Source organism: Methyloterricola oryzae, from assembly GCF_000934725.1.
In the GTDB taxonomy this organism is placed as follows: Bacteria; Pseudomonadota; Gammaproteobacteria; order Methylococcales; family Methylococcaceae; genus Methyloterricola; species Methyloterricola oryzae.
The window spans coordinates 215,200-237,557 of record NZ_JYNS01000002.1 but is presented as its reverse complement, the minus strand read 5'-3'; the positions used below and the strand labels follow the sequence as shown (position 1 = coordinate 237,557).

At 51.5% G+C, this 22,358-nt stretch carries 15 protein-coding genes; all 15 read right to left on the bottom strand.

Annotated features, from left to right (window positions below; all coding sequences use genetic code 11):
* Positions 1-325 precede the first annotated feature (325 nt).
* Positions 326-4,210 (bottom strand): ATP-dependent RNA helicase HrpA, encoded by a 3,885-nt coding sequence (gene hrpA, locus EK23_RS04805; RefSeq protein WP_045224427.1) that lies wholly within the window; start codon positions 4,208-4,210, stop codon positions 326-328.
* A 280-nt stretch (positions 4,211-4,490) separates the two neighbouring features.
* Entirely contained in the window at positions 4,491-4,871 is a 381-nt protein-coding gene (locus tag EK23_RS04800) for a type II toxin-antitoxin system VapC family toxin (RefSeq protein ID WP_045224166.1), read from the bottom strand.
* Complete coding sequence (locus EK23_RS04795) at positions 4,868-5,125, bottom strand: AbrB/MazE/SpoVT family DNA-binding domain-containing protein (protein WP_045224165.1); 258 nt, start codon at positions 5,123-5,125, stop codon at positions 4,868-4,870. The genes EK23_RS04800 and EK23_RS04795 overlap by 4 nt, the downstream gene beginning before the upstream one ends.
* Positions 5,126-5,445: 320 nt before the next feature.
* Positions 5,446-6,210, bottom strand: a complete 765-nt coding sequence (locus EK23_RS04790) for an ABC transporter permease (RefSeq protein WP_045224426.1) — start codon at positions 6,208-6,210, stop codon at positions 5,446-5,448.
* Positions 6,203-7,132: an ATP-binding cassette domain-containing protein gene (locus EK23_RS04785; protein ID WP_045224164.1), complete on the bottom strand. Its 930-nt coding sequence runs from the start codon at positions 7,130-7,132 to the stop codon at positions 6,203-6,205. Before EK23_RS04785 ends, EK23_RS04790 begins: the two co-directional genes overlap by 8 nt.
* Positions 7,133-7,290: 158 nt before the next feature.
* The gene (locus EK23_RS04780; protein WP_045224163.1) at positions 7,291-8,916 is read right to left on the bottom strand and encodes an MraY family glycosyltransferase; all 1,626 of its coding nucleotides are present in this window, start codon (positions 8,914-8,916) and stop codon (positions 7,291-7,293) included.
* Between the two features lie 560 nt (positions 8,917-9,476).
* Complete coding sequence (gene xrtD, locus EK23_RS04770) at positions 9,477-11,045, bottom strand: VPLPA-CTERM-specific exosortase XrtD (protein WP_235281912.1); 1,569 nt, start codon at positions 11,043-11,045, stop codon at positions 9,477-9,479.
* Positions 11,046-11,255: 210 nt separating this feature from the next.
* On the bottom strand, positions 11,256-12,122 hold the full coding sequence (locus EK23_RS22375) for a hypothetical protein (RefSeq protein WP_158002446.1): 867 nt from the start codon (positions 12,120-12,122) through the stop codon (positions 11,256-11,258).
* A gap of 809 nt (positions 12,123-12,931) precedes the next feature.
* Positions 12,932-14,017, bottom strand: coding sequence for an acyltransferase family protein (locus tag EK23_RS22370; protein WP_158002445.1), 1,086 nt, complete (start codon positions 14,015-14,017; stop codon positions 12,932-12,934).
* A 50-nt stretch (positions 14,018-14,067) separates the two neighbouring features.
* Complete coding sequence (locus tag EK23_RS22365) at positions 14,068-14,766, bottom strand: FkbM family methyltransferase (RefSeq protein WP_158002444.1); 699 nt, start codon at positions 14,764-14,766, stop codon at positions 14,068-14,070.
* Entirely contained in the window at positions 14,747-16,081 is a 1,335-nt protein-coding gene (locus EK23_RS22360; RefSeq protein WP_082053943.1) for an O-antigen ligase family protein, read from the bottom strand. Before EK23_RS22360 ends, EK23_RS22365 begins: the two co-directional genes overlap by 20 nt.
* 15 nt (positions 16,082-16,096) lie before the next feature.
* Positions 16,097-17,437, bottom strand: a complete 1,341-nt coding sequence (locus EK23_RS04760; protein WP_158002443.1) for a lipid II flippase MurJ — start codon at positions 17,435-17,437, stop codon at positions 16,097-16,099.
* 63 nt (positions 17,438-17,500) lie between these two features.
* Complete coding sequence (locus EK23_RS22355; RefSeq protein ID WP_082053941.1) at positions 17,501-18,718, bottom strand: glycosyltransferase; 1,218 nt, start codon at positions 18,716-18,718, stop codon at positions 17,501-17,503.
* Positions 18,709-19,755, bottom strand: a complete 1,047-nt coding sequence (locus EK23_RS22350) for a glycosyltransferase family 4 protein (RefSeq protein WP_158002442.1) — start codon at positions 19,753-19,755, stop codon at positions 18,709-18,711. Before EK23_RS22350 ends, EK23_RS22355 begins: the two co-directional genes overlap by 10 nt.
* Before the next feature lie 329 nt (positions 19,756-20,084).
* Positions 20,085-21,296, bottom strand: a complete 1,212-nt coding sequence (locus tag EK23_RS04750) for a glycosyltransferase family 4 protein (protein WP_235281911.1) — start codon at positions 21,294-21,296, stop codon at positions 20,085-20,087.
* Positions 21,297-22,358 lie beyond the last annotated feature (1,062 nt).

The following is a 22,358-nucleotide window of genomic DNA, read 5'->3' as shown; positions in this document are numbered from 1 at the left end:
GGGGTGAGCCACGCTCGGACACCTAAAAGAGAACACTCGCCTTCATGCTCTGCGAAGGAACCAGAAAAAACCGCCTTCGCTCCCAGGCTCCGCTTGGGAGCGGCGAGCCCGGCGCTCCGCGCCAGCATTTGGACGCAGAGCGTCGAGCCAAGGGTTCCAACGCAGAGCATTGGAACCAGACAAAAGTACTCGCTCCCATGCTCTGCGTGGGAGCGGTAAGCCCGGCGCTCCGCGCCAACGGACGGACGCGGAGCGTTCCGTTTAAGGTTCCCACGCAGAGCGTGGGAACCAGAAGCACACCGAGCATGGAAACCCGAACGCAAGACTACTTTCCAGCACGCGCGGCCCAGGCATCCGCCAGGCGCTTGGCGGACACAGGATACGGCGTTTTCAAAGCCTGCGCGAACAGGGAAACACGTAGCTCCTCCAGCATCCAGCGGAAGGGGTCGCGTTCCGGCGCGATGCGCGCCCGTTTCTGCTCTACCTCCTGCCAATATTTCTGCCACAGGGGCGCGATTTCCGCCAACTGACGCTGGTCGCGGCCCGGGTCTTGCGCGGACTTTTCCAGCCGATATTGCAGAGCCTTGAGATAACGCGGCAGTTCTTTCAGGGCCGGATACGGCGTCACCGCCACAAAACCGGCAAAAACCAGCCGCGACAACTGCTGGCGCATGTCCTCCGCCGAAGGCCCCGGCCGGTTCTTCAGCTTGGCCGCCACATCGTGAGCGAGCGCGAGAATGTCACCCGCTAGTTTGCCCGCCGCATTTCCCACGGGTACCACCTCACTGCGTCCTTCCGCCAGGCGCTTCTCGAAGGCGGCGGAACTGCGGATATCCGGCTGCCCGTCCAGGTACAATGCCGCCATGATGCGGTCCAGCACATCCTCGCGCAGATCGCGTCCCGGCTTAAATTCGGGATAAATGTAAGGATGCGGCGGCAGTTGCCGGTACGCCAGCTCAGCCTGAGGATTCAGAGGCAGATTCTTGCGCAGGTACTTGAGTTCCTTGCTCATGGCCAGGCGGAACAGACGCACCAGTCCCCGCTCCTGGCTGGCGGCAGCCGCCTCCGGGGTGTCGAATACACGCAGTCCCACCGTCTCGCCTTCGTCCACCAGGGCCGGAAACCCGAACACCTGGCCCGACTGGAAGCGCTCCGGCATGTCCCCGAAGGCCCAGTCGCGGCATCCGGTAAACGACAGTTCCTCCTTCGCCAGCACTTGGAAGTTCTGCACGGCTTCCTGCCCGCGCTGTTTCTTCAGGGCCTCCAAATCTCGGGAGCGCGCCACCACCACCTTGCTCTCGTCCACCAGGGCGAAGTTCATGCGCAAATGCAGCGGGATGCCTTCCTCGCTCCACTCCTGCTGCGCCACGGTGAAACCGCCCAGTCGCCGCAAGGCCGCGCTGAGCTGTTCGGTCAGCTTGCCCCGACCAAAATCCAGTTGCGGCAGCGCGCGCTCGGCATAATCAGGGGCCGGGACGAAATGCCGCCGCGTTGCCTTGGGCAGGTTCTTGATCAAGGCCACCAGTTTTTCCTTGATGAGCCCCGGCACCAGCCATTGAAACGGCTCTGACGGCAACTGGTTCAACAGATGGATGGGAATGATGGCGGTGACGCCGTCGTCCTCGTGGCCCGGCTCGAAGCGGTATTCAAGGGTCAGGCGGATGTCACCAATGGCCAACTCGTCCGGGAAGTTCTGGTCATGCAGTGCCTCGTCGGACTTGCGGGTGATGTCCTCGCGGGTCATCTTCAGCAGGCTCGGATTGCCGCGCTCAGCCTTTTTGCGCCAGGCCTCGAAGGTGACGCCGCTCACCACCTCGGTCGGAATGCGCTCATCGTAGAACTGATAGATCCATTCCTCGTCCGCCACCAGGTCCACGCGCCGGCCCTTCTGCTGCAGGTAGTCGGCTTCGGCCAGCAATTCCCGGTTATGAATGAAAAACGGCGCCTTGCTGTCGTATTCCTGCTGCACCAGGGCGTGGCGAATGAACAGATCGCGCGCCATGACCGGGTCGATGTTCTCCAGCGGCACGCGCCGGCCTGCCAGCACCGTGAGGCTGAACAAGGTAAGCCGCTCCAAGATCGCGGCACGGCCCGCCTTCTTCTCCCAGTGAGGCTCGTAATAATGGCTCTTGACCATGTGGGCGCAGCAGCGCTCGATCCATTCCGGCTCGATCTTGGCGACGGTGCGGGCGAAGACCTTGGTGGTCTCCACCGTCTCCGCCGAGAGGATCCATTTCGGCCTGGGCTTGAACAGCGCCGAGCCGGGCCAGATCTGGCACTTGATCCCACGCGCGCCGAGGTACTCCGAGCCTTCCTGCTTGCAACTTACATTGGCCATCAACCCGGTCAGCAAGGGCCGGTGAATTTCGCCGTACTCGGATTCCGCCTGGTTGAAGCGCAGGGTAAGCTCGCCCTTGGCGGTCTGCAGGATTTGTTGGTGGATGTCCTCCCACTCGCGCATGCGCAGATAGGACAGGAAACTGGATTGGCACCATTGCCGCAGCTTGCTGTTGGACAGGTGCTTCTTCTGCTCCTGATAAGCGCGCCATAGCTTCAAATAGCTCAGGAAATCCGAATTCTCGTCCTTGAACGGCGCGTGCTTCTGATCCGCCACCTGGGCCTTGTCGGACGGGCGTTCGCGGGGGTCCTGAAGGCTCAGTGCCGACACGATGATGGCTACCTCGGTCAGGCTGTTTTCATCCGATGCCGCCAGCAGGATGCGGCCCAGCCTCGGGTCCACCGGCAGCTTGGCTAGGCGCTTGCCGATCTCGGTGAGCCGGCGCTTGTCGTCGATGGCGTTGAGTTCCTGCAGGGTGCGGACACCGTCGCGCACCATGCGCTCGTCCGGGCGCTCTAGGAAGGGGAAATCCGACAGATCGCCCAGGCCCAGGGCCTTCATCTGCAGGATGACGGCGGCCAGGTTGGTGCGCAGGATTTCCGGATCGGTGAACTCGGTACGCCGGTAGAAATCCGCCTCCGAATAAAGCCGGATGCAGATGCCGGGGCCGATACGGCCGCAACGCCCGGCCCGCTGGTTGGCGCTGGCCTGGGAAATATTCTCGATGGGCAGGCGCTGCAGCTTGCTGCGATGGCTGTAGCGGCTGATGCGCGCGTGGCCGGCATCGATCACCGCGCGGATGCCCGGCACCGTCAGCGAGGTTTCCGCCACGTTGGTGGCCAGCACGATGCGGCGCTTCTGGTGGGTGCGGAAGACCCGGTCCTGCTCCGCCACCGACAGGCGCGAATACAGGGGCAGGATCTCGCAATCCGCCGGATGGTGCTTGCGCAGAGATTCGGCGGTCTCGCGGATGTCGCGCTCACCGATGAGGAAGATCAGGATATCGCCCTTGGTGTCGCGATAAAGTTCGTCCACCGCCGCGAGAATGCCGCGCTGCAGTTCGTCCCCCGTCTCGTCCTCGGCATCGCCGTCCACCTGCATGGGACGGTAACGGACCTCCACCGGATAGGTGCGGCCCGAGACATTAATGATGGGCGCGTCGTTGAAGTGGCGCGAGAAGCGCTCCGGGTCGATGGTGGCCGAGGTGACGATGAGCTTGAAATCGGGCCGGCGCGGCAGCAGCCACTTCATGTAGCCCAGCAGGAAATCGATGTTGAGGCTGCGCTCGTGGGCCTCGTCGATGATCAGGGTGTCGTACTGGTCGAGAAAGCGGTCGTTCTGGGTTTCCGCCAGCAAAATGCCGTCGGTCATCAGCTTGATGAGGCTGTCGGGGCTGGTGTGGTCGTGGAAACGGACCTTGTAGCCCACCGCCTTGCCGATGGCCTGCCCCAATTCTTCCGCGATGCGCGTCGCCACGCTGCGGGCGGCGATGCGCCGCGGCTGGGTGTGACCGATGTAACCCGAAACGCCCCTGCCCGCCTCCAGGCAGATCTTCGGCAACTGGGTGGTTTTTCCGGAGCCGGTTTCCCCGCAAACGATCACCACCTGGTTATGCAGGATGGCTTCGAGGATATCGTCCTTCTTGCCGGAGACCGGCAGATCCATCGGATACTCCAGCTTCGGGATACTGGCTTGGCGCGTCATTCGCGCGGCGCTGGATTCCTCGATGCGGCTGACCAGTTCGGACAGGCCACCCGGTTGCTTGCCGGATTTCTGGTCGGCGCGCATGCGATCCAGGCTCCGCCTGAAGCGGTGCTGGTCCTTGCGCAGGCAATCGGCGAGGCGTTTTTCAAGGGATTGGAGATCGTGCATGATATGGATGAGAATGACGACGCAGAGCGTCACATTACAAGGTTCCCACGCGGAGCGTGGGAACCAGAAAGCTTATATCCTGGCTCCCATGCTCTGCGTGGGAGCCATAGGACAGTACTCGCTCCCATGCTCCGCGTGGGAGCGGCGAACTTGGCGCTCCGCGCCAGCGTAAGGACGCGGAGCGTCCAGTCCAGGGTTCCAACACGAGCAACGAACCCAGAAAGCTAATATCCTGGCTCCCATGCTCAGCGTGGGAGCCAAAAGTTGGCGCCCTGCGTCCTCAACGCACAAATCGAATCTCCACGCCCACATCGGCGCGCTCCCACGCCCTATCCGCCGTAACGACTGCCCGCCCCGATTGGAGTCCCAAAGCAAGACAAGCGCGGTCACCGAGCGAGAGCCCGAGCCCCTTGCACTTAAGCCATAAGGCTGCGGCCAGTTCGCCCTGTTCCTCGTCGAACGGCCGGAAGGATAGCCCTAAGGCTTCCACTTCCTGTCGCATGCCTTCGATCTCCACGCCATAAGCCAAGCATTTCTGAATTACCTCGGACCAGTTGACCGAAGACATCAAGGCGCCCGACAAAATCCCTTCAACAGCTTCTGCTCCAGGCTCGCCCTTGAGGAAGGCCAGCAAGGCAGAAGCGTCCAGAACATGGCTCACGTCGATGCATCCTCATCGACTTCGTCGCGCCTGTCCTTAATTAGTTCTTCTGCCAGGCTGAGTTCAGACGGTAGATGGGAAAATCGGGCTTTCAGGCGCCGCTTAACAGCATCCGCTTTTTCCAGCACCAGACTATCGTTTTCCACGCGGGCGATGAGTAGCTCGCCAGGCTGCAGATTCATCGCCTTGCGCATCTGCGCGGGAATGACCAAGCGGCCTTGTGGACCCACTTGCACTTCGGCTTGCAGAGTCATTTCGCTACCCATCGAGAAAGTGGCATCAATTCACAAGTATGCCACATCTTTCACGGCAATCCCTTTTGGACAAGGGATGCCTCAAGACACTTGGCGGACGCAGAGCATTGGAACCAGAAAGCCTAACTCCTGGCTCCCATGCTCCGCGTGGGAGCCATAACCCGGCGCTCTGCGCCAACAAAACCAAGATTAGACGTGGAGCGTCAATTCAAAGGTTCCAACGCAGAGCATTGGAACCAGAAAGCTCATGTCCTAGCTCCCATGCTCTGCGTGGGAGCCAAAAGTCGGCGCTCTGCGTGGGAACCAGATAATACCAACCCTCACTGCAACAAGCGCCGGCGCAGGCGGAACATGGCGAGGGCGGTGCAGATCACGGCGAATCCTGCCGGCACGCCAAGGTGCGGCAACAAGGACCATTCCCACTGCCCGGAAACCAAGGGGCGTATCACGGCGACCACATGGCTAAGCGGCAGGCAGGCACTGCCGATGCGAATGGGTTCCGGTAGTGCATTCACGGGGAAGAACACGCCGCTCAAGAGCACCATGGGCGTAACGACCAGGGTGATGTAATACACGAAGAAGTCGTAACTGCGGGCGAAGGATGTCACCAGCAGCGCCATGCTGCCGAAGCAGAACCCGCTCAGGCAGGCTACCGGGAGCACCCACAGCGCCTCCCAACCGGCGGCCAGACCGAAGGCCGAGGTGACGAGCAGGATCAGGCCTGCGCTGATCAGGCTCTTGGTGCTCATCCAGAGTATCTCGCCCATCACCACGTCCGAGATGCTCAGAGGCGCGGCGAGCATGCCGTCCCAGGTCTTCAGCACTTCCATCCGCGTATATGCCAGGTAGAGTCCCTCAAACGTAGCCGAGTTCATGGAACTGGTGGCGAGAATGCCAGCGGTGAGGAAGGCGATATAAGGCACGCCCTGCACCTCGCCGACAAAACTGCCCAAGCCGTAACCCAGTGCAAACAAATAGAACAGCGGCTCGGCAAAGCCCCCCAGCAAGGCGGTCCTGGCGGACTTGCGCCACACCAGGGCATTGCGCCGCCAAACGGCCAGCCAGCGCTTCAGCCAGTCAGGCATCACGCAGCTCGCGGCCAGTCATCTTGAGAAACACGTCTTCCAGATTGGCGGGCCGGTAGGAATAGCGCAAAGACGGCCAACCATCCAGGGATTGCACCAAGGCCTGGAGATCCGCTCCGTAATAAAAGCCCGTCTCCCCCACCTGTTCACAGCGAATAGGACCATTCAAGGGATTGGCGCGCTGCCAGGCTGTCAGGTCCGGCCCAAACACCTCCAGCACATGCGGCTCGATGCGCTCCCGCACCAGGGTTTCGGGGGGCTTATCCGCCAGAATCCGGCCATGGTCCATGAGGATAATGCGCCCACACAGCCGTTCCGCTTCGTCCATGTAGTGGGTGGTGAGGATGATGGTCAGGCCGTCCTTCTGCAACTGCCGCAGCAATTGCCAGATGTTCTGGCGAATCTGCGGGTCCAGCCCCGTGCTCGGTTCATCCAGAATCAGCAGCTCGGGCCGGTTTATCAATGCCCTGGCAATGGAAAGCCGCCGGCGCATGCCTCCCGAAAGCTGGCTGATACGGCAATCGGCCTTCTCTTCCAGCGCGGCGAAGGCCAGCAATTCCGGAATCCGCCCTTCCACGTCTCTGCGTCCAAGCCCGAAATAGCGGCCGTAGACACGCAGGTTCTCAACAACGCTGAAGTCCGGGTCCAGATTATCCGCTTGCGGCACCACGCCGATACGTGCGCGCATCGCGCGTGCCTGGGCAGGTATGGAATGGCCTAAGACGGTCAACGTGCCGGAAGAACAGGGCGTGCTACCCACCAACATGCGCAGCGTGGTCGTCTTGCCCGCGCCGTTGGGGCCGAGGATGCCGCAGAACTCACCCGGCTCGATCCGGAAGGAAATGTCGTCCACCACCCGCTGCTTGCCAAAGCTCTTGCACAGGCGTTCGGCATGGACGATGGCAGAGGGTGTGGTGCGCACAGCGAGAGGAAGGTCTACCGGTTGAGGGGATGCGGGCGATGAGCCCTTGCAGTTGCATCAGGTGATGGCTGGGCATTATACACAATGGCGAAAAGGCTGATCGCCTCCGCGCGCGCCATCCACCCCGTTCCTCGAAGCGGTGCCGGCAGCCCCCGGATTCAGAGCAAGGCGCGACCGCCCACCACCAACAGCCCAGCCATGGAAGAAACCCAAACCGTCAATGGCAAACGCCCGTCCCGCCTCAGGACGAACTCCACCGCGTAGAGCAGAATCACCGACTGCAGAACCACAAAATCCATATGCGTCTTGCGCACCACCGGCAGGTACGCCGACATCAGCAGCACGATCATGACCAAGAAGTCTGACGGGGTCAGCTTGAAGCTCTCGTTGCTGGAATTGTAAACGCCCACAGCTATGACTATGGCCAGGGCGATGAAGAAGAACTTGAATATCTGGCGAAAATTGCTGATGAAGTCCGGCGCATGCGAATTCAGGCTGTATACGATGAGAATGGCGCAGGTATAGATCGTCAGCCGCTGCATCATGGATGAATAGGGCAAGCGAAACGCGCGGAAGACCAAGCCCACCAGGATGATGAACAAGGCCATGGTGCCCATGTCCAGCGTCGGCTTGCGCATGATCATGCCTCCCGCCACAAACAGCGCCACGATCATCCCGGAAACCGTCCAATTGGCGGCCCGTTCCAGCCAACGCTGGCGGCGGATGCTTTCTATACCCCGCGTAATGAGGGAAATCCTGGCAGCATCGCCTTTATCTAGATGCCATCCCGCAAGCCCGGCCACGGGGAAAAAGAGCACCAAAACGACAAAATAGCCCGCGTACAACCCCAAAACAGCAGCGCCACTCTCGTAACGCATGAAATACGCCGAAATCACGAACAAGGTCTGCACGGCGTAGATCGCCAAGACCGCCTCGTGATGATCCAGGCCCAGATCCAGCAACTTGTGATGGAAGTGGCTGCGATCGGCCTTGAACGGAGACCTTCGCTTCAGAATGCGCGTCGTCATCACCGTGAGGGTATCCACCACCGGCAGGCCGACGATCAGCAAGGGCAATTCCGGAGCCAGCGCGGTGTTGGCTCTCTGGGTCAGCCATACCGTCAACACGCCAAGACTGAAGCCCAGAAACTGACTTCCCGTATCCCCCATGAAAACCTGAGCGGGATGGGTGTTATAACGCAGAAACCCCATGGTGCCGCCGACGATGGCCAGAGACACCAGCAAGAGGTCGGTAGAATCCGCGAGCGACGCCAAGGCCATGACGCACACCAGGCTCAGCAGGCTCACACCACTGGCCAGGCCATCCAAGCCGTCCGCCAGATTCATCGCATTGGTCATGCCCAAAAGGTAAAAAACCGTCAGCGTCGCTGCCGCCCATTCCGGCAGCGGGTCGCAACCTGCAAACGACAGGGTATGTACCATCACATCGCCGCCGAACACGACGATCGCAACCGCCAGAATCTGCCCAAAGAACTTGAGCCGGTAATCCAAATCGGCCCTGTCATCCCACAAGCCGAACCCAGCAATTACCACTAAAGCACCCAGGAACACACGCACTTCCTCGGTGACTTCCATCCACAACCAGACAGCGGCAAAACTGCCCAGCACCATACCGATACCGCCAACCCGCGGAATCGCCACAGAGTGCACCTTCCGCTCATCCGGCACATCCACAAAGTTGAACTTGTATGCCATGCGCATCAAGCCAGACACGAGCACCATGGCGAAGAACAGGGCCGTGAGAAAAACCGTATAAAACTTCATCAATGACCGACAGACTTAAAGTTCCGCGTGATAACCCTCCCTCATCACTCAGAAGGCGCCGCAATGAGGGCCAAAAACCTCCAAGGGCCAAGCCCCCTGCCCCTTATGGTTCCAATGCTCCGCCTCCCTTCTGGTTCCCATGCTCCGCGTGGGAACCCTACACCTAGCGCTCCGCGCCCTCCCTACCTCTTCTGGTCTCCATGCTCCGCCTCCCTTCTGGTTAACATGCTCCGCGTGGGAACCCTACACCTGGCGCTCCGCGCCCTCCCTACCTCTTCTGGTTCCCATGCTCCGCCTCCCTTCTGGTTCCCATGCTCCGCGTGGGAACCCATTCACTGGCGCTCCGCGCCCGTCCCTCTACCTCTTCTGGTTCCCATGCACTGCGTGGGAACCCTTCCCCTGGCGCTCCGCGCCCTTCCCTCTACCTCTTCTGGTTCCCATGCTCTGCATGGGAACCTCCCCTTGGAGCCCCGCGCCGATCCCGACGCCCTCTGGTTCCCATGCTCTGCGTGGGAACCCGCACTTGGCGCTCCGCGCCAATCCCATCCACTCCATCACACTCAACGCGGAATATACTTATCCAACTCCGGCAAACTCACCTTCAAGAAATCCTGCAAACGCGCATCCGCAGCCGCAATGTCCTCCCCCTTCGGCGCCAGCGTAGTCAAGCGCACAAGCGCGCCGTCAGTGCGGTTCATGGTCAACGCATCCCAGAACAAATACCACTTGATCACGTACTCGTTCGTCAGATCTCGCCCGCGCTGCTGGAACCAGTAATACACCAATTGCCGGTCTTCACCCTTCTGAATCAACAAACGATTAAGCTTCATCGGCTGCCCGTACAAGGAAACACCATCCACAGTCACGACCTCGTGCGAGGCGATCTGCCAACCACCGCCCGGGATGCAGGAGCGCGGAGAATGAATTGACTCGCCCTTACGCTGAGAGGAGTAATAGGCCGAATAGAAATTGACCGGCATCCTAGAACCAGAGATCAGAGGAATCGCCGAAAACTCGCTTCCGGCAATTGGGTTATAAACATAATCCGCAAGGACGTAGTCATCGAACTTCAATGCATCGATATACTGCTGTTCCATAGCCTCACGCCGCCCAATCCAATTGCCTAACCTCAACGGCAATTCGCTGAAACCAACGCGGGCTGGAGAAACCTCCTCTCGATGTTCAAGAGATAGAGAAAGGCAAAAAGACAGAATCAGCAACCCCCCGACAACCCAATACTGAATTGGTAGCGTCCGGTCACGATATGGAGTGTCAGCCGGGAGTGGCTCCGGAAATGTCAAACCAAACACTTCTTGTAAAGGGCGAGGATCGTTCCCAAAGCGCGCGAGTAGCCACATCTCAGCCACAAGAATCCCGGTACATGCCATAAAGACAATCCAGCCTTCAAAGTCATGAAGAAAGCCTTCCGCCGCTTCCTTGCCAAAGTACTCCACCGTAACACCTATCACGCCGATGCGAAAGCTATTCATCAGGACAGTAATTGGGATGCTAGAAACAAAAACCAGGGCCCTCTTCCACAGCGCCACCTTGTAGAAGTAGGCGCACATAAAAGCCAGGCTCATCAACGGAAATAGATAACGCAGCCCGCTGCAAGCTTCAACAACCTGCAACTGCATTGCCCCTAAGTCAATGACGTTTCCTTCCAGAAACACACTGATATCACATAGTCTTATAAAGGAAACCCCAATCTGAGAAGAGAGCAGCTGCAACGTCGATGAAAGGCTCCTATAGAGAAATTGCGGTAACGGTATTGCAAAAAACAGAAAGCACAGTGGAACGACTACTCGCGCGAAGAACTGTCGACCGAAAATACTTAAAGCCAACCCCAAAATAATCACTACGAGCGCATAGTGAACCAAAACATACAAGGAAGCGAGTTCCCCAATCAAGCCCAGAGTCACCCCCATTAACGTTAACAGACACCCAAACCACGACCCTGTAAACTGCAGCAAGGCAAGATCTCTTTTCTGCTGCCATATAAGGAAGCCAACAATAAATGGTAAAAGCAAAGCATGGCTATATTCTTCCCTGCCCCATTCATGCAGCAAAAAACCTACGCTGTCATAAAAACAAGCAAAAACCAATCCAGCAATCAGCAGCAAATACATCCAAATGCGTATTGACGTTTTCCAGAGCATTAGCAGCCTATATTTTATCTTCAGTAAGGGCTATGGAGACACGGTAACTTGTATTCATTAAAAAAACACCTGCCAGCATGTTCGCACAACGCGACCACATTTAGCTCAATAATTCAGATCCATAATCAGAAACTTGCATAGCCGGCTCTAAAGTGAGTTTCAGTTGCGCTCCGTTGAAACCTACATCCCTCTTAGGAAGGATTTCGTCACCTGCCACCACTCCGCTTTCTCATCCCACGTAAGCGCTGTACCTTTCGGGTTACAAACATCCCAGCCTCCCCAAATAACAATTCCATCGGCATACTGGCTAGCAGTCTCCAATTGGACACGCCAATAATCCGGAGAGACAAACTTACAACGCATCAAGAAATTGGAATCATGATATTGAGGCCACAAAAATACATAGACAGGTTTACCTTTCCCGATCCGTCTAGCCTCTGATATTTGCCTCCTTGCAAATTCCACCCAACCTTTTTGATCCGAATAGTATGTATAAAGCGATGGATAAAGTATGTCCACTGAATCCGTAAGCCTCTGAAGCTTATTGTTATCATCCATCAAGGACTTGAGCTCTTTACTCCCCTCGCCCTTAATCGACCTCCAATAATCCGTCAGTGGTGGCGACCCATAGTAACCGTACTTTGCTGAACCATCATGCTCTCTATACCAGGCAATAACTTGAATATACTTACTTATATTATCGGTGAGTGTTTGTTCGTCAATTCTACTTAACGGCCAATCCTCAATATCAACTACAACGTTGCTCTCAGATCCACGGTTCAATTCCCTAGACCTTCGAATCCGAGTACGATCTGGCAGTGCCGAACGATCAGTATCCTTACCAAAAATCGCCGATGCATAGATTACTTGGATCCTCTCAATACCGAAGACTGAAAGGACAGGCTTATCCTTAAACAATGTACCGTCAAAAATGCGAAAGCCAACGCGCGGCGTTACACCAATTTGCTTAGACGGGCTTTTGGCCCCGGCAAGATATGTGCGTGAACCATTAATCAAAAAATCAGACAAGGAGGACGAAGAAAACACGCATGCCCCCGATAAGAGAACTACGCACAAAAAAAAACACCTACCCCGCATGATTTCCTAGAACCTATCGCTCAATATTTGTAAATACAGATACGGCCAAATACGAATCTACCGCACCCGCCCCAATTTGGAAAAACAACAGAGCACTTCTTACATCCCCAACAACCTATCCAAATAAAAAAGCCCCCCAAACTAAACAAGCAACTTAGAGTAAACCTGTTGGATGACCGGACTAATATGCATAAAGGACCAAACTAGCAATCCAAAAGCCCAACAATGATATGTCCACCGCACCAAAATCAGGCGCACCCCAATTCCTCGACATCTATCAATATCTACGACTAACTGCGAATCCGCACCAAGCGATTCACGACTGAAATCTATTAAGCAGTTCTCTTGTACCCAAAGTCTGACCCGCGCAATTAAAATCAATGAATAGGTTGAAACTTAATAAATTCTTATCCCTCCCGCAAAAAGCTACATATAAAATACGAAAGGTCTCTGAAACGTATAAATGCACATCAAAAACCTACGTTACATCACCATGGATCCTAGAGTGCCCAAACCCGTTCACTCTGGACAGGTATAGTGCGCCCGCCCGACTGAATACTGACCGAAGATTCCCCAAGAATACTCTTACCCAGATCAATATCCACTTATCTCCGGCATCAATGATAGAAAATATTCTTCTGTAATTCGGACACACATTAAAACCCAGGAATATTGATTTGAAATTCACATTCAAAAACCCACAATATCCCACATGCCACGAAGGCGCCGTATAGCCAGCAAGCCCAAATCAATCACCCTTAAGTAACCTTACTGTAAGCTCGAAAAAACGGAAGATCCGAGCGCGACGACGGAAAAATCATTTTATAAAGACCCATTTTTTTTGAAGCAAGAATCGAAAGAAGCAAAGTAACCGCTACCGTAAATAACAGAGACCCAATACCAACAACAGCCTCCAATAACGGATCATCAAATGAAGCCAACGGATACACGAGCATGTAAAAGAAATAAAAGACAAATGAATGTGTCAGATATATCTGCAAGGAAAATTTCCCAAGACAACTTAAGTATGGAAGCTTTTTAAATGATCGAGACAGTGAAAGCACCGTCAAAAAAGAAATGACTACTATCCCATCATGCAACAACAACAAAATGACGTCCGATATGGCCATTAGATTCAACCAAGCTAAATTAGTCCTTAAGCCGAACTTAGATGAAAGGAAAAAAAGCATAAGTAACACTGGAACAGTAATCAAACTAAAGTAACGCGATCGAGTTGCGCTTAGAAGCGCATCACAACTTATGCTTTCTCCCAAAATATATATGTACGCTACAATGCCAATTCCAAATGGAATATTTAATTTCGCCCAATCCGGCAAACACCCGACGGTAATGTGCGCAACAAAAAGTAAAAGCAACACAGATTGACGAATTCCCGAAGCAAAACTATTTAGTAACGAACGAAATAAAGTCAATGTAAAGAATGTTGGCAAAAACCAGAAAAGCTGAAAGCCAGTTGTTTTCTTGACCCAATATGCATCATTGACTATTAAACCGAGAATAAAATCTCCAAACCACTCCCACAAAGAATGAGCACCGATATATATCGGAAAATACATGAGTGATGAGATAGAATAAAAAACAACGAATGGCACCAAATAACGAACCGACAAATTAATAACCAAATCACGACTTATTTTCTTGGCCGGGAAAACAAATGGCAATAGCAAGAACCCATACACGTGAAAGTTATAAAGAAAAACAAATAGACCTTGATATAAACTTGTCAGCAACAAGTTATGCCCGATAACAATAAGAAGGATATATATGCCTTTTATTGTGTCAATCTCATCCCGCGATAGATGACAAATCCGGCTTTCTTCCACTACTATCTCGGTAGATGACATAATTACCAATAGATCTAAAATAAATTACTTCAAGGCGAAAGTAAAAAGCTATACTCCTCACCGGCCTTTGAAACTGAAAAGAGAGAATAGCCCATCGCTTTAAGAAGCCCAACGGCCTGCTTAGTTCTTCTAACGCCGACACCAGGGAATCGATGGTGAAATTCGATCAATATCTGCTTCGGTCGAATAGCACATCGATTCATGTCTTCAATTACACAATATTCCGCACCCTCAATATCCATTTTCAATAAGTCTATAGATGTATGTCCAAGCTCAGACATAATAGAGCGAAGACATTTCACAGGTACCAAAATTCCGTTTTCACTTTTACCAGGCCTACTTAAGATAGTATGAGATACGTGATCCTCATTTTCAGGCGGATTAAACTGTACAACACCATCAAAATCCGCGACTCCATATGGGTAATGAATAAAATTATCCGGCAATGTCTGCGATTTTATCCACTCTATTGATTTAGGTGTTGGGTCAAATGCGTGAACTTTCATCTGAAACGACTTGATCAAGTCCAGATCGAAACTTATATCCTCACCTACTCCTACCGAATAAACAATTGACTCAGAACTCAAATGCTCTACGGAAAGATCCCAGCCACCATACTTTCCACCAAAATGTTCAATAGGGACATTACGAGCATCAATTACCGGGTAAAAATCTTTGCCGCGCAAAACATTTGCGATCCTTTTTAATTTAATGAAGCCGTCGTACATACCTATTCTCACTATTATAAAGAAATCCATCTTTATCAGAATTGCGCCCACGAGCTTCTTTCGCGACTGCTGGATTTGAGTCGTTATGAAAGTGCACTTTAGCTGATGAGCGTTTACTTTGAGACATGCCAAGAAAAACAGCAACCATAAACAAGAGCGACGTAGGGTTACCCGAATTTATTAGGAACCGCTCGAATATTGCGAGAAACAAGTACGAAACGGATATTCCTATTAGTATACTGTAATTATAAGAAAGTTTAGGGTCGCGACGACAGCAGCGCCAAAGTTTATAAACGCCGCTAATAACTAAAATGATTATCGACAGGAACCCAAATATTCCAATTTCAGCAAGTAATGCAAGATAACCATTATGTGCGGAAGTCCCAAGTTTTAGACGCGCCTCGTGGGCGCGAAACCCTACTCCAAAAATGGGGTTTTCCACAAAAAGTTGCCAAGTCTCTTGCCAAACCTCAAGACGACCAGATCCTCCCGAATCGATCCCTCGGTGTTTATCATGGAGCTCCAAAAAGCCTTCCACAACGTCAAGTACGTAATCCAAATTTATTGCGGCCAAGGTTATAGACGCAATGACCATAAGGAGCACAATAGCTTGTGAAGTTTTGGCCGCAATACGCGTACGTTCATAAACCACAACAAATAGTCCAATTAATACACTAAGGGCCGACGCGCGCGATCCAGTAAGATAAATGACATAGATCAAAGCTGAAATTAATAAAAAGCGCGTAATTAGGCTACGAAAACACATTGCGGAGATTGCAGCCGACATTGAAACCATTCCAATTGTTGCCGGTTCCAGCACGCGGTGACCTTCTCCAAGACGGGATCCTGGCTCATAATCCCAAATTGAAAACGCCACAACCAATAGAGCAACACATAGGGTATAGGTCCTTAAACCATTTCCGAGCTCTTGGGCATCTAATACTGAAGCAAACTTCAAGCATATCAACACGCTTAATAATGTTAGAACCATATAAGCGGTGGAAATAACCATCAACGAGCTAAAGAACACTGATAGAAAGCCAAACAAGAAAAATATGGTTAGCAAGATTAACGTTCCGTTACTAGTATTTCTTGGAATTATGCCTTCTTTCGAGAATAAGAAATAAAATGTTGGCCAAAGCACGGCCAATCCAACCGTCGCGACGGCGCCGACGTTAGTCGCGTCACCTTTGACACTTCCTATTAGCGCGAGAATCATTCCGGCAAATACACCGCACAACCATAAGCCGAGTAGTCTTCCGACCCATTTTGAAGAAATCTTTCTCGAAACAACAACAGAATCACCCTTAAGCATTACATGGACCACAAATTATCTAACCTTATATCGGAGCATTAATAACATAACTAAAGACTGTACAGAGATTGACAAGGACGAGGCGTATGCAAGACCAATAATGCCAAAATTTAATACAAATACGGGAGCTAAGAGCATAATTGATACCAAAGTAACGAACTGACTTGCACTAGAACCAATGTATCCTGACAAAGAATAAAGGCCATACCTTGCTACGCGTCCAAAGCTTGAGAACGGCAATGAGAAGATCAAAATACTTAATATTTCAGCCGTCTTTTCCGCGTCTACGGAGGAAAATTTCCCTCGCATATATACCATTTTTACTATCAGCAATGGATCGTACAACACGACGAGAACTATCGAAACGGCAAAGATAAAAAACATCAATCCGTATCGCTCTACAAGGTTATATCCCTGTCTAGCACTCTTTGCGAAGCTTTTCGCTAATTTTGGATAAACTACAGTGGATAATGGCATTACGACAAGACTAAGCGGCACCGAGACAAGGGTCCACGCATAATAAAATGCTGATATCGTGCCGGCCGGTAATGAAGAGGCTAGGCTCCGCTCAACTAAACTGAATCCCTGATAACATAATTCCCCTAGAAAAACGATGCCAGATGCTGCCCATAACCCATCATGCGTCGGTGTTTTCTTGATACTAAGACTTATCTGGTCCCAGCCAACTGTTCGAATAAAAATTGTCAACATGAAAAGAAAAGATAAGGCGTTACCAATAATGAAACCATAGATTAAAGCATTAATTCCAAATTCACTTCCGAAAAGCACAATTGATACGGCGGTAGAGAGGGATATTATTGCGCCGGACAACATTCCAGGGCTAAAAACTCTAAGAACGTTTAAGCTCGCCTTCAATATTCCACAACTGTTTGCCAAAACAATAGCGACGAGTATTAGACGCAGAAACCGGACTCCTAGTGCTGTCTGTGCGTCTGTGAAGCCAGGAAATAACATTACGAGCAACTGCTGACCGCCAATGTATAGAGCAAGCACAAATGCGGCATTGAATGCAAATAATACTTTGAGCGCTCTGAACAATTGGGTTGCTACAAGCCCTGGGGATTCAAAGTTTGCGCTCTTCGATATAAACACCATCTCCATAGTGTTTGCTATCTGGACGCCAAAAAAAAGATAAAATCCAGTTACCGCAATATATACATCGAGCTCCTTGCTGAGACCGAAATTGGAAGAAACGGCCAATTCCCGCACGAAGCCCAATATCATGGCGAAGAGGCTCAGTAATGAATATCGAGAAAGTTTGATTACTTCAAGAAGTTTCTGGGGGCCAGATTTTATCCGTGCAAGAACTTTCAATTGTGGAGTGGCAGTTACCACAGAAGTGCGCGACCTAGAACTTTCCGTCATGTACTTTTTTAGGGATTGTATTAGCAATGATGTTTATTTAAATGCGTTATTTCTAGTGTTACGCTCTAATGATGCCGCTTCCCGATATACTGAGTTATATTGACGCGCAACGCTGCGCGGATTCCAGGTAGTGGTGGCATGTTCGCGAAAAGCAGATCGCAATTCTGAAAGAGCATTTCGATCCCTTATAATGTTTTGACAACGTACAAGTAGCTGTTCATCATCATTGAGCGGTACTACTCCATTCCAGAATGTCGGCATTTGGTCGGCGATTCCACCTACCCCATAAGAAAGCACTGGTGTTCCACAAGCCATTGCTTCTATTATCACATTCGGATAATTGTCCGCTTGTGTGGTCATTACAAGGAGATCAGCGGCGCTATAATATAAAGATAAAGTAGCGGGATCACTTATTGAGCCAGTTTGAGTTATAAGTGGATTTGTTTGCCTCGATGGAATCCCTACAGCTATTCCATGGTAACCCGTACTTTCGATCAGTTTGCAAAATTTGGGATATCCTTTACGTGGATCGTTACAATCTGAGGCGACAAATAATATCAATGGTTCATTTTGACTATAACCTAGCGTTTGGCGCGCCTGCACTTGAGGCTGCGGACAATATTTTGTAATGTCAACCGGGTTTGGGATGACACGAATACGTTCGGATGAAAAGCCACGTTCGATTGCCATTTCAGCAAGCCAGTTAGCAGGCGTGACAATAGTAAGGTTTTCTAGGATTCTATATAGTTCGCTTTTTGATCTATAATCTCGCGCGGACCAATCTAACCATGCGGCTGGATATACGTCTGGATATGGACATTTCCCACAGCCATTTCGCCATCCTCCACAGTCAGGATTAGGTAGACAGCATCGTCCCGTCACGGCCCAGAAATCATGCCATGTCCACACGATTGGACGTTGCCTCCAGGTGTAAAGCAGGTTTGTGTAGTTAATGTAATAACCATGGAGATTATGAACATGCAGCAAATCGGCGGTTTCGATTTCATGGAGAAGATCTTTTGTGAGCCCCATGTCATACATAAACATCGACCCACCAACTCTTTCCATCAATGCATTTAGTGGTTTTGAGCCAACTCGTTGCATTCCATAAAACTTTTTCGTCTTCACTCGGTCGCCCGCATGGTACAGACATACATCCGTCTTCTCTGCGATGAGGGCATCCACGAGGGTTGAGGCCATACGGGCGGCACCGCCACGGCTGAATTCTGTGTTGACCATAGCTACGCGCATGGGTTTCTATTCCCCTCAGTGTTTACACCTATAACTTGTTCGCACATCCTTAGAAATCTCTCACTCATTACGCGAGTGTTATATTTATTCTTTGCTATTGCGCGTGCTTGCGCACTGAAATTCTCCAATTTTGCTGGATCAGAGAGTAAATCGGAAAGATTGTCCTGAAATGACCTCATATCAGCATAGCGGAATACCGAGCCGTTCGTCCCGGGCTCCAATACGCTGAATTCTGGCATATGATTATTGGCGTCGTCATGAGTGAACACAGGTAATCCATATCCAAAAGCATGAAGCAGACTTAACCCTATAGCGCCTGGGTGGATTAGAACCTTGCTGCTCAAAAACCAAGGGGCCAACTCTAATTCGTCATATATAGCGCCCAACCATCTTATTTTCTTATTAACTCCAAGCTGTTCAGCCCGTTGAATCAATGCTGTTTTCAATAAGCCGTCGCCGATGACACACCACATTAGTTTTGGGTATTTTGCTATCAGGAACGGAAGGGCGTTTATCATCCACTCAAAGTTATTTTTTGCCTCCAAGCGAGCACACGATAACACTAGCAAGTTTCCTTCAATTTCATTTTGAGCTTGCCATTGTTTTAGTTTGTCTTTGGTCCAAAGACTTGCAGCCGCATCTATCGAGTCTTGATCTAAGCCATTGTTCATTCCGATTATAAATTTATTTCCAAAACCATTTGTATGAGATAGGTGAAACGCTTCCCCGTCATTATATAAGAAGAAATATTTGAACTTCTTCCACCAATATAATCTTATTCTCTGAAATAGGCGGCGACTGCCAGCAGTATGGAGCTGGCCTTGCACTACAACTTGCTTGCCGCTAATTACTAGCAGCAAAGATAAGAATATATTTGATAGAATTCTTGGATTGCCCAGTATAAAATAGACGTCAAAGTTACGTATTAGCTCTAGAAGTGGTAAACATTGCCAGCCCAATTTCTCTCTTTTTGTTCCGACATATCGCACTTCGGTTATCTTATCGGCAAATTCTTGGTGTATTGAAGATAAGTTCATGCCAGGGATGTTTTTTTGACAGTATATTCTTATGTCTAGCAAGGGATTAGCAAGTATTCTTTGGTAATAATTTCTTCTATAGACAGGCATTATATTCGTTATAATTGCGACTCGTGGCTTTACATACGATTCGTCTGACTGCTGTTCCATAAGATTATGAATCAATATTATACGTGGCAAATATACTTATGCCGCCATTGCAGAGCACCAAGGGGTAATCTTATTTTTCTGTAACATTTATATTTCGGCGCCGAACCATGGTTTATTTCAATTAGTTTTTTGTTGAAATTGCGTACGAATGCCATATAACAATATCATTAATCTACGTTTTACTGTTCGAGCAGTAAGCTTTGCCACGCTTTGCGCGCGATCATTCTATTATATAGTCTATCAAGTTGGTCCCGAGCGTTTTTGCCCATACCCAATCTCAGCTTATGATTTTCTGCTATCTCGATAATTTGATTCTGGAACGTGCTCGAATCTCCTTCAGTCACCACATATCCGAGGCCACGACGTGTTATAGTTTGTGGCAAATCACCCGCGCGCGAACCGATATATAAGATTGGCCTTCCCGCTGCTGCGATTCCATAGAACTTGCTCGGTACAATTAGGCCTTCGAGTTCCGGCCTTAAAGTGATTAAGTGGACGTCCGCTGCAGATAGACTCTCCGACAAACGTTCGCGCGGCTGATAAGGCTTGAAGCGAATGTTACGTAGGCCACGCTGTTTTGTTTCGTGTTCTACCCAGCGCAGATTGGCCCCTCCTCCGACGAATAAAAAAATGATATCGTCCCTATAATTTAGAGCGGTTGCCGTATCGAGGATTGTTTTGAAATCATGGCTGCGACCCAAATTGCCGGAATACCCCACGACGAATTTGCCATCCAAGCCCCATTCCTTGCGCAGTGAATTTTCCTCCGGCGGCACCGGTCTTATATGGCCATCCGCCCAATTGTGAATCACACGGATATGGTCTTCGCTGATCCCGACATCGATGAGTTTCTGCTTCATCAATTCGCCTATCACAACATTGATCTTGGCAGACCTAAGGGAACTGTTTCTCAACGCTTTGAGCAGATCATACAAAGGTCCCCGGACAAACTTGACGCCCAAGGCCGCTGCCACTTCAGGAAACAAATCCTGTATCCAGTTAACGAGCTTTGCCGATTTGATCCTTGCGACCAGAGCCGCGACCACCGAAATTAAGGGAGGGTCGGTCTTTGCCACTATAAGGCTGAACTCGTCCGCCAACCTCATTAAGGCGACAAATGCCGTTACGTAAAAACTCGCATAGTCGATGGCTCTTCCTAAAAGGTTTTGTCGTCCGAACCGTGACGTCCAGACTCTATGTATGCTGACGCCTCGAATTTTCTCTTCTGTGGACAGTGCAGCCATCGCGTCGTCATAGCGTTGGCGACTGGTGACCACATGAATTTCAAATTCCTGATTTTCCGCAAGCGCGAATGCCAGGTCTGAAAGCATTTGGCTGGTGGCGGAGTGATCCGGATAAAAATAGCGGTTTACAAAAATGAGCTTAGTCACGATTAAGCACGGCTATCGAAATTGTCATGTCGAGTAATGTTCTCTTCTGTAACCCTCGCTTCTTGCCTCGCCCTGGCTAGGCCTTCCATCTGCATTTTGAAGCATCTCGTCGACGCGGCAATGCTGACATGGCGCCACCAGTCTCTGACACAAGCGACCTTGATCTCCATCGACGTTTCCTAAGCTTCCATGCAAGCAATTAGGTCATTTAACGCACGACCCAAGTGATTTGGCGCAAATTCGAAGCTTAGCAGTTCTCTGAAAGTTGTTCTCAACTCCGCCACTTCATGCCTTCTCGTATGGTGCGTGCTAATTCGGAACGATGATTCATGGGTTTACCGCCCGTATCGGAGGGAGCTAGCGTGCTCCTGGTTACAGCAATGTCACAGTCTCATTGGGTCCGTGATTGCATGCGAGGTTCGTGCCACTGGTAGTTATCCTGATATGTTCTAGCGCGATCGAGACCTTTTGGCCCTGTCCCCGCCCTATTGTGTTCGGAATTTGGCGCACGCAAGCTTCGATATGGGAGCTTCGCTTGCAGGGTTCATGGGCGTGTTGGGTCGAGTAAGGTTGGTGCCCCGCTCCATGTCGTTTTGCGGCCCGGCGGATGGGTTCGTGCTTTTTCATGGTGCCTGAGGTCCAGGCTTTAAGGATTCTTGGTCGATGTGAGAGCGCTTTATGCCTTTTCGATGCGGCTCGGCGGCATGGGAGTTCTTATTCTAGAACTGCGGTTATGACGGTTTTTCGCGCGGACACGGATAGCGTGATGCTAAGGTTCCCACGCGGAGCATGGGAACCATTGAACGCGCGGAGCATCCGGACCTGCTCTGCGTGGGAGCGGCAGACGCGGCGCTCCGCGCCAAGCAGCAGACGCAGAGCGTCAAAGCCAAAGGTTCCAACGCGGAGCATTGGAACCAGAGGATCAGTGGGTTTTCACGCAGAGCATGGGAATCAGATTTAAGGCAAATTTGATCGCCTCTCTCGCAATTCGTGAGAAACAGGGCACGCTTGCTGTCGTGCCCATAGTAAATTCGTGAGCCACGCCCGCTCCAACGTTGCTGT

Bases quoted from the DNA above. Each gene is read 5' to 3' on its own strand.
- xrtD (WP_235281912.1), bottom strand. From the start codon at position 11,045: ATGTATTTGCTGCTGATTGCTGGATTGGTTTTTGCTTGTTTTTATGAC.
- EK23_RS22360 (WP_082053943.1), bottom strand. From the start codon at position 16,081: ATGCTTAAGGGTGATTCTGTTGTTGTTTCGAGAAAGATTTCTTCAAAA.
- EK23_RS04795 (WP_045224165.1), bottom strand. From the start codon at position 5,125: ATGACTCTGCAAGCCGAAGTGCAAGTGGGTCCACAAGGCCGCTTGGTC.
- EK23_RS22350 (WP_158002442.1), bottom strand. From the start codon at position 19,755: ATGAACTTATCTTCAATACACCAAGAATTTGCCGATAAGATAACCGAA.
- EK23_RS22365 (WP_158002444.1), bottom strand. From the start codon at position 14,766: ATGTACGACGGCTTCATTAAATTAAAAAGGATCGCAAATGTTTTGCGC.
- EK23_RS22355 (WP_082053941.1), bottom strand. From the start codon at position 18,718: ATGCGCGTAGCTATGGTCAACACAGAATTCAGCCGTGGCGGTGCCGCC.
- hrpA (WP_045224427.1), bottom strand. From the start codon at position 4,210: ATGCACGATCTCCAATCCCTTGAAAAACGCCTCGCCGATTGCCTGCGC.
- EK23_RS04790 (WP_045224426.1), bottom strand. From the start codon at position 6,210: ATGCCTGACTGGCTGAAGCGCTGGCTGGCCGTTTGGCGGCGCAATGCC.
- EK23_RS04780 (WP_045224163.1), bottom strand. From the start codon at position 8,916: ATGAAGTTTTATACGGTTTTTCTCACGGCCCTGTTCTTCGCCATGGTG.